General features: G+C 64.9%; 9 protein-coding genes. All 9 read left to right on the top strand.

Annotated elements, in window-relative coordinates; genetic code table 11:
• Nucleotides 1–32 precede the first annotated feature (32 nt).
• The 9 genes from rpoD (at nt 33) to CCS01_RS21575 (ending at nt 7,352) form a co-directional block, all read left to right on the top strand.
• Nucleotides 33–1,979 carry an RNA polymerase sigma factor RpoD gene (gene rpoD / locus CCS01_RS21540; RefSeq protein ID WP_104520827.1) on the top strand — a complete coding sequence of 649 codons (1,947 nt, stop codon included), beginning with the start codon at nt 33–35 and terminating at the stop codon, nt 1,977–1,979.
• Between the two features lie 75 nt (nt 1,980–2,054).
• Nucleotides 2,055–2,294 (top strand): AbrB/MazE/SpoVT family DNA-binding domain-containing protein, encoded by a 240-nt coding sequence (locus CCS01_RS21545; protein WP_104520828.1) that lies wholly within the window; start codon nt 2,055–2,057, stop codon nt 2,292–2,294.
• On the top strand, nt 2,295–2,708 hold the full coding sequence (locus CCS01_RS21550) for a type II toxin-antitoxin system VapC family toxin (protein WP_104520829.1): 414 nt from the start codon (nt 2,295–2,297) through the stop codon (nt 2,706–2,708). It abuts the gene before it with no gap.
• 375 nt (nt 2,709–3,083) lie between these two features.
• The gene (locus tag CCS01_RS21555; RefSeq protein WP_158258526.1) at nt 3,084–3,344 is read left to right on the top strand and encodes a PqqD family protein; all 261 of its coding nucleotides are present in this window, start codon (nt 3,084–3,086) and stop codon (nt 3,342–3,344) included.
• The gene (locus CCS01_RS21560) at nt 3,341–4,345 is read left to right on the top strand and encodes a radical SAM protein (protein ID WP_104520831.1); all 1,005 of its coding nucleotides are present in this window, start codon (nt 3,341–3,343) and stop codon (nt 4,343–4,345) included. The genes CCS01_RS21555 and CCS01_RS21560 overlap by 4 nt, the downstream gene beginning before the upstream one ends.
• On the top strand, nt 4,330–5,259 hold the full coding sequence (locus CCS01_RS21565) for a prenyltransferase (protein WP_104520832.1): 930 nt from the start codon (nt 4,330–4,332) through the stop codon (nt 5,257–5,259). Before CCS01_RS21560 ends, CCS01_RS21565 begins: the two co-directional genes overlap by 16 nt.
• A 10-nt stretch (nt 5,260–5,269) precedes the next feature.
• The gene (locus tag CCS01_RS21570) at nt 5,270–6,232 is read left to right on the top strand and encodes a radical SAM protein (RefSeq protein WP_158258527.1); all 963 of its coding nucleotides are present in this window, start codon (nt 5,270–5,272) and stop codon (nt 6,230–6,232) included.
• Nucleotides 6,229–6,375, top strand: coding sequence for a hypothetical protein (locus tag CCS01_RS33895; RefSeq protein ID WP_158258528.1), 147 nt, complete (start codon nt 6,229–6,231; stop codon nt 6,373–6,375). The genes CCS01_RS21570 and CCS01_RS33895 overlap by 4 nt, the downstream gene beginning before the upstream one ends.
• A gap of 17 nt (nt 6,376–6,392) precedes the next feature.
• Nucleotides 6,393–7,352, top strand: coding sequence for a radical SAM protein (locus CCS01_RS21575; RefSeq protein WP_104520833.1), 960 nt, complete (start codon nt 6,393–6,395; stop codon nt 7,350–7,352).
• Nucleotides 7,353–7,962: the final 610 nt, after the last annotated feature.

Raw genomic sequence — 7,962 nt, forward strand, 5'->3', positions numbered from 1 at the left:
AACCGCCACCTCTCAGACGAAGGAGTGCCCTGATGGCTACGAAGCCCATGGCTGCCGGCGAAACCGCAACCGCGGAACAAGATGTCGAGACCACACTGCTGGACGTGACCACGGTCGCCGTCAAGCGGCTGATCGCCAAGGGTAAGGAGCGGGGCTACATCACTTTTGACGAACTGAACGCCATCCTGCCGCCGGACCAGAACAGCTCCGAGCAGATCGAGGACGTGATGGCCAATTTCTCCGAAATGGGCATCCAGGTCGTTGAAAGCGAAGAGAACGAGGAAGGCGAGGCCCCCGCCGCCAAGGCGGACAAGGTCGAGGAAGCCGACGAGGAAGAGCAGAGCGGCAACGTCGACGAAGCCAGCCTCGGCCGCACCGACGACCCGGTGCGCATGTACCTGCGCGAGATGGGCAGCGTCGAGCTGCTGTCGCGCGAGGGCGAGATTGCCATCGCCAAGCGGATCGAGGCTGGCCGCGAAATGATGATCAACGGGCTGTGCGAAAGCCCGCTGACCTTCAAGGCGATCATCAACTGGCACGAGCAGCTCAAGGCCGGGCGCATGCTGCTGCGCGATATCATCGACCTGGAGGCGACCGAAGGCGCCGGCGCGCCGGAGGCGGTCGAGGCCGAGGGCGAGGCCGAAGCGCCGGCCGGGGGCGACTTCGCTGCCAATGACGACATGGACCCGGACGATGAGGACGGCGGCCCGAGCATGTCGCTGTCGGCGCTGGAAGAGAAGCTGAAGCCCGAGGTGCTGGCCAACTTCGAGGAAATCGAGAACCTGTACAAGAAGCTGCACAAGATGCAGCACCGCCGGCTGGAAACCATCACCAGCGGCGAGGAAATGAACGTGCGCTCGGAAAAGGGCTACGAGAAGACCCGCGAGGAACTGGTCGAGAAGGTCAGCCAGGTCCGCCTGCACAACAACCGCATCGAGGAACTGGTCAGCCAGCTCAAGTTGCTGAATCAGCGGCTGACCACGCTGGAGGGCCAGCTGATGCGCATGGCCGAGAGCTGCAAGGTCAACCGCGAGGAGTTCCTGAAGCACTACCGCGGCGCGGAACTCGATCCGAACTGGGTGGAGCGTGTCGGCCAGTTGCCCGGCAAGGGCTGGAAGCTGTTCGTCGCCAAGCACCCGACGGATATCGGCAAGGTGCGGGCGCAGATTTCCGCCGTCGCGACCGATGCCAGCCTGCCGATTGCGGAGTTCCGCCGGGTCTACACCACAGTCTCGCGCGGTGAGCGGGACAGCGCCCGGGCGAAAAAGGAGATGATCGAGGCGAACCTGCGGCTGGTGATCTCGATTGCCAAGAAGTACACCAATCGCGGGCTGCAGTTCCTCGACCTGATCCAGGAAGGCAACATCGGTCTGATGAAGGCGGTGGACAAGTTCGAGTACCGCCGCGGCTACAAGTTCAGCACCTATGCCACGTGGTGGATCCGGCAGGCGATCACCCGGTCAATTGCGGACCAGGCGCGGACGATCCGCATTCCGGTGCACATGATCGAGACGATCAACAAGCTGGTGCGCACCTCCCGCCAGATGTTGCACGAGATCGGCCGCGAGCCGGCGCCGGAGGAACTGGCCGACAAGCTGGGCATGCCGCTGGAGAAAGTCCGGAAAGTCCTCAAGATCGCCAAGGAGCCGATCAGCCTGGAAACGCCGATCGGCGACGAGGAAGATTCGCATCTGGGCGACTTCATCGAGGACAAGGCGGCGGTGATCCCGCTGGACGCGGCGATCCAGGCCAACCTGCGCGAGGCCACCACGCGGGTGCTGTCGTCGCTGACCCCGCGCGAGGAGCGGGTGCTGCGCATGCGCTTCGGCATCGGCATGAACACCGACCACACGCTGGAGGAAGTCGGCCAGCAGTTCAACGTGACCCGCGAGCGTATCCGCCAGATCGAGGCGAAGGCGCTGCGCAAGCTGAAGCATCCGAGCCGGAGCCGGAAGCTGCGGAGCTTTTTGGACGATTGAGGGCGGTGGGTCGCCATCGGCCTTGTTTTCGCCACGCCAATTCCTTACTCTTACATGTAAGAGTAAGGAGGCAAAATGCGCATCACAACGAAAGGCCAGGTCACGATCCCTGCCGACATCCGCGAGCAAGCCGGCCTGCTTCCGCATACCGAGGTCGAATTCCAGTTCGACGGCACCGACGTGCGGATCGTCCGGGCCGCCTCCCCCCGGCGGACCGATGGCCGGGGTGCCCGCGTGGTCGCCAACCTGAAGGCGCATCCGGGCGATGTTCCCATGAGCACCGAGGCCATCATGGCCTTGACCCGTGGCGACTGAATGACCGCCGTCCTGGTTGACAGCAATGTTCTGCTCGACGTGGTCACCAACGACACTAACTGGGCAACATGGTCGGCCAACGCCATAGAAAGCGCGGCCGACCGGTTTCGCCTTGTGATCAATGCCGTCATCTACGGCGAGGTTTCCGTTCGCTATTCGCGCATTGAAGACCTCGATACAGCCCTGCCGGACGCCATGTTCGAACGGGAGGAACTGCCATACGAGGCGGCCTTTCTGGCCGGAAAGGCATTTCTCACCTACCGGCAGCGGGGTGGTACGAAGCGTTCGCCACTCCCGGACTTCCTCATTGGTGCGCATGCCGCGGTTGCAGGATATCAGCTTCTGACCCGCGACATCGCCCGGTACCGTACCTATTACCCGCGCCTTCGCCTGATAGCGCCGGATTATTGCTGAAGCCGGTTCCAAGCCGCGCGGATCGCGTACGATAGCCGCCTGCTGCCGAAGGCCCCTGTCCATCAGGCCGCTTCGAATATCCCCCCGAAGCTCCGATACGATCAGCCTTTTTCCACTTGGCTTGAATCACCGCACGGCATAGGACGTTGACGACAATCATGGTTGTCAGGCAGCGTCTGTGCTGGCGCGGCTGCGGGGCCTCTGGCGACACCGGCAGCCGCGCGGACAGCCTGTATCCTGACCGCCATCATTCATGGGGAACCCGGGTGGCACCGACATATCGAACGAATGCGCGTCTGTCGGACAGGTTCGGCTGGCTCTCCGCCAGTCCCGCCCAGCCCCTTTTCCTTGCAATTCCATGAGGTCCTGATCGCCATGCAACTCGGCAAATACGTCAAGTTCCGGGAAGAGAAGTTCGGGGGCGTCCTGTTCGAGACCCAGTCGGAGAAGGTTTACACGCTGAACCCGACGGCGGCGGCGATCATCCGGGAACTCGGCTCCGGCTGTGACGCGACGGAACTCACCCAGCGCCTGGCAGACCGCTTCCAGGCACCGATGGACACGATCGAACGCGACGTGGCCGCGCTGATCGCCGACCTGCGGCAGAAGGGTTTGGTGGAAGACGCAAGGTCATGACCCAGATCACCGGCGTCACGCCGCTGCCCGGCAGCAGCATTCCCGTCTCCACGCCGGCGACCACCACCTCCGGCATGTTGCGCGCCCCGCTCTATGTCGCGTGGCAGGTGACGAACGAGTGCAACCTCGCCTGCATGCACTGCATTGAGGAAAGCGGCCCCGGCAAGGCGTTCAAGGACGAACTGTCGAAGGAGCAGGTGTTCGACGTGCTGCGGCAGATCGCCGAGAACGACGTGCCGTACCTGTCGTTCTCGGGCGGCGAGCCGATGCTGCACCCGTATTTCTTCGAGATGGTGGAATACGCCTGCAGCCACGGCACGCAGGTGAAGGTGGAAACCAACGCCCACTACCTCTCGCCGGAGGCCTGCGCCCGGCTGAAAGCGGCCGGAGTCAAGGCGGTGCAGGTCAGCCTGGACGGCGCCAACCCCGAAAGCTTCGGCCGCATGCGGGTGCGCGGCAATTTCCACCAGGTGATCGAGGGGCTGCACAACCTGCATGAAGCGGGGGTGCCGATCGAGATCAACCACTCGCCGACGGGATTCAATGCGCATGAGATCGCCAACATGGTGGATCTCTCGGCCGAGGTGGGTGCCGACAGCTTCTACACCGGCCGCACCATGTACACCGGCAACGCGGTGAAGACCTGGGCGAAGCTCAACGCCACCGATGAGCAGTACGAGCAGTTCTTCGCCACGTTGCGCGAGAAGACCGAGCAGTACCGCGGCCGGATGCGGATCCATTTCCACGAGATGGGCCTGCTGGAGGAGCTGCAGTACCGCCTGCACCACCCCGCGGCGCTGCTGATCGTGCTGCCGAACGGCTTGGTCAAGCTGATCAACGCCCTGCCTTTCGTCTGCGGTGACCTCCGCAGGCAGAGCCTGACCGAGATCTGGGCACACTTCCAGCAGGCCTGGCAGGACCCGCGGGTTGCGGCGTTCGTCCACGCGCTCGAGCAGGATCCCGGCAAGACAGCGATGCTGCACCAATGGATCAGCGTTTAGCCGCGCCGCACGCGCGGCCGGGTCACCGGCTGCTGCGTGTCCTCAGCCTGGTCCGCTACCGGTTCTTTCTCTATGCGGGCCTGCTGCCGTACCTGCTGGGGGCGGCCTGGGCGTGGCGCGTCACCGGCTCGGTGCCGGGCACGACGTTCTGGAGCGGCCTGGGCGGCGTGATCCTCGCGGTCATCGGCGTCGAGGCGTTCAACGAATATTTCGACGCGCGCATGGGCACCGACCGGGTGTTCAACCCGGACGACCTGCCGCCGATGTCGGATGCGGTGATGTGGCTGGGCGTTGCGGGCTTTGCCGGCGCATTGGCTGTGGGCTTCTATCTGACGCTTCTCGTGGGCTGGCCGATCCTGGCGTTCGCCGTGCTCGGGGGGCTGGCCGCGGTGTTCTATGTCGCGCCCCCCGTACGCTGGGCGTATCGCGGCCTGGGCGAGACGGTGATCGCGCTGTCCTATGGCCCGTGGATGGTGCTGGGCAGCCTGTACCTGCATGCGCACACCCTGGCATCGGGGGCGCTGTGGGCGTCGCTGGTCCCGGGGCTGCTGATCATGGCGCTGGCGGTGGTGAACGCCATCCCGGACTTCCATCAGGACCGTCTGGTCGGCAAACGCAACCTCGTGGTCCGGCTGGGCCGGCAGAAAGCCGTCGGGCTGTATCTCGGGCTGGCGACAGCGGGGCTGATGGTGGCGCCGATCGGCGTGGTCGAGCGGGTGTTTCCGCCCGAGTGCCTGGTCACGCTGCTGGCGCTGCCGCTGCTGGTTTCCAGCGCGCGCAAGGCCATCGGTACCTACAACACGCCGAGGCTGTTCGTGCCGGCGATCCGCAGCATCGTCGCCTGCTATGGCGTCGCGGTGTCGCTGTTCACCCTTACGGTGGCGTTTGACGCCTGGCTGCATATGCCGGGATGAACGGGCCGGCATGAACTGGATCGATTCGCTCGCCGCGCCGCTGTTCGTTTCCTGGCAGCTGACCCGCGCCTGCGATCTGGCCTGCCTGCACTGCTGCACCGACTCGGCCCCGAACAAGCCGCTTGCCGATGAGCTGGATGCCGACGCGGCAATGCGGCTGGCCGAGGACATCGTCCGCCACGACGTCCCGTACGTCATGCTGTGCGGCGGCGAGCCGCTGATCGTGCCCTATTTCTTCGACATCGCCGAGTACCTGGGCCGCGCCGGCGTCAAGCTGAAGATCGAGACCAACGGCCAGCGCTTCGACGCCGCCGCGGCCGAGCGTCTCAAGCGGCTGCCGATTCGCTCGATCCAGATCAGTCTCGATGGCGACACCCAGGACGTGTATGGGCGCCAGCGTCCCGGCGCTTCATTGGCGAAGACCCACGCCGCCTGCCGCGCGGTGCGCGACGCCGGGCTGCCGCTGGAGGTGACGTTCGCCCCGACCCGGATGAACATCCATCAGGCCGAGGCGGTGATCGCTCGCGCGCGGGACCTCGGCGCCTTCCGTTTCAACACCGGCGCGCTGATGCGAATCGGCCGGGCGGCGCGGCTGTGGCCGCGGATCGCGCCGTCGGAGGCGGACTACGCGCGCTTCCGCGAAACGCTGCACCGGCAGCAGCATATCATTGACGATACAATGCAGTTTTGCCATGATCCGTTTGCAATCGAAGCAGGGTTGCAGCAGAGCCTGGGCTCCCCGCCGGCGACTTTGATGGTGCTGCCGAACGGATGGGTCAAGGTCGTTGCGGCGATCGGTTATGTCTGTGGTGACCTTCGCCGTATGACGCTGACGGAGGTATGGGACAGTTATCGCGCCGCCTGGCGCAACGAAACGGTCCTGGACGCGATACGCCGCGCCATTGCGGCGGAAGCGGGTCACGCGGACGCAAACACCTGGCAGTCCATTCCGGACGAAGGAGCAGTGACATGAATGACATGGTAGTCGAAACGACCAAGGCTGCCGAAACTGTGCAGGCCAAGAAGCAGAAGAGCGACCTGCCCTTCTGGGAGACTCCGAAGCTTGAGGACGTCTCCGAGCAGGTGATGGCGCAGCCCTACATCCGCTTCACCTGAGCCGATCGGCTGTGACAATGAGCGGGCGATCGCTTGACGAGTTTGGGTCCCCGCTCTTCCTCGCCTGGCAGTTGACCAACCGCTGTGAGGCGAACTGCCTCGCATGCTGTGAGGAATCAGGGCCGGACAAGGGCTGGAAAGACGAACTCAACCGGGACGAAGCCTTGCATGTCGCCGAACAGGCGATCGGCATGGGCATCCCGTACGTGGCTTTTGGCGGCGGTGAGCCGCTGAGCGTCCCGTTCTGCTGGGACATCTTTGAAAAGCTGGCCGCGGCTGGCATCACCCTCAAGCTGGAAACCAACGGGCGCCACATCGACGACGCCGCGGCCGATCGGCTGCAGGCGATGCAGGTGCAGTGCGTCCAGATCTCGGTGGATGGTTCGACGGCCGAGGTGCACGAACGGGTCCGCCCCGGCTCCAGCTTTGATGCCGCCCTCGCCGCAATCGATCGGCTGGTGTCGCGTGGCCTGGCGCCACAGGTGGTGTTCTCGCCGACGCGGCTGAATGTCGACGACATGGCGGCCACCTATGAGCTGGCGAAGCAGCACGGGTGCAGCGCGTTCGTCACCGGGCCGCTGATGCAACTGGGTCGGGCGGCGTGGGCGTGGGATACGCTGGCCTGCGACGAGGAAACCTGGCGGGACGCGGCGATGACGCTGCGGGCGCGGGCGATCGCGCTCGGCGGCGGGCTGATGCTGTCGATCTATCCGTGGGGCATCCTGACGGAGCTGGACAAGCGGATCGAAAGCCCGCAGGCGATGATGCTGGTGGTGCCGAACGGCCGGGTCAAGCTGCTGAACGCTCTGCCCTTCGCGCCGGGCGACCTGCGGCGGATGACGCTGGCCGAAGCCTGGGATGCCTATCGGCAGGCCTGGAAGACCGATGAGGTGCGGGATTTCATCGCACGCTGTCAGGCCGACCCGAATCTGCTGCGGCATGCTAACGAAACGTGGTACTTGCGGGAAACGGTCTGATAGCGGTCGCGGTAGAGCCTGATCGTCGGGGACGGAGCTGCCGGCGCGCTGGCAAGCGGCGTCTTGATTGCGCTGTTGAGCCGGCCTCCAGAGGCCGGAGTGCCGCCATATTCGCCGGTCGCTGCCGTGTCAGAGCCTACGCCGCCAAGTCCAACGATTGCCCCGGCCTGACGAAGCCTGTGGGACAGCGGTTGCTCCCAGGCGACCGCAGGTCGCAACAAGTTCTTCTCCGCGGACTCTGCGCCCCGCTCTGCGGACGCTGCGTTGAAAAATGCGGTGCCGCAACAAAGATCGGTGTTGCCGGTGGGTTGCCCAGCCCGAAACGCCGGTGGCGCCCCGGCCACCGCGATTCAACGCAGAGCGGGGCGCAGGCTCCGCAGAGCAGGGATTCAGATGGCCTGTGGTCGCATTGCGCTTGCATCCGCTACCGTTCCCTAACGTAACCGGGAGTTCCCCCGGCTCTGCCGGGGAGGCAGCAGCAGTTTGACATTTGCGGGGGTAGGCCCCGGTTCGCCCATCAATGAAACTCTGGAGCGTGAGCCGCCAAAGCACACGCTGATGGAGTTCCATCAATGGACGAATTCGAGAGCCTAAATCACACCAAATGGGA

It is taken from the genome of Rhodopila globiformis, assembly GCF_002937115.1.
GTDB lineage: Bacteria > Pseudomonadota > Alphaproteobacteria > Acetobacterales > Acetobacteraceae > Rhodopila > Rhodopila globiformis.

Coding starts and splice junctions, on each gene's coding strand:
- CCS01_RS21575 (WP_104520833.1), top strand. CDS start 6,393: ATGAGCGGGCGATCGCTTGACGAGTTTGGGTCCCCGCTCTTCCTCGCC.
- CCS01_RS21550 (WP_104520829.1), top strand. CDS start 2,295: ATGACCGCCGTCCTGGTTGACAGCAATGTTCTGCTCGACGTGGTCACC.
- CCS01_RS21560 (WP_104520831.1), top strand. CDS start 3,341: ATGACCCAGATCACCGGCGTCACGCCGCTGCCCGGCAGCAGCATTCCC.
- CCS01_RS21555 (WP_158258526.1), top strand. CDS start 3,084: ATGCAACTCGGCAAATACGTCAAGTTCCGGGAAGAGAAGTTCGGGGGC.
- CCS01_RS21565 (WP_104520832.1), top strand. CDS start 4,330: ATGGATCAGCGTTTAGCCGCGCCGCACGCGCGGCCGGGTCACCGGCTG.
- CCS01_RS33895 (WP_158258528.1), top strand. CDS start 6,229: ATGAATGACATGGTAGTCGAAACGACCAAGGCTGCCGAAACTGTGCAG.
- CCS01_RS21570 (WP_158258527.1), top strand. CDS start 5,270: ATGAACTGGATCGATTCGCTCGCCGCGCCGCTGTTCGTTTCCTGGCAG.
- rpoD (WP_104520827.1), top strand. CDS start 33: ATGGCTACGAAGCCCATGGCTGCCGGCGAAACCGCAACCGCGGAACAA.
- CCS01_RS21545 (WP_104520828.1), top strand. CDS start 2,055: ATGCGCATCACAACGAAAGGCCAGGTCACGATCCCTGCCGACATCCGC.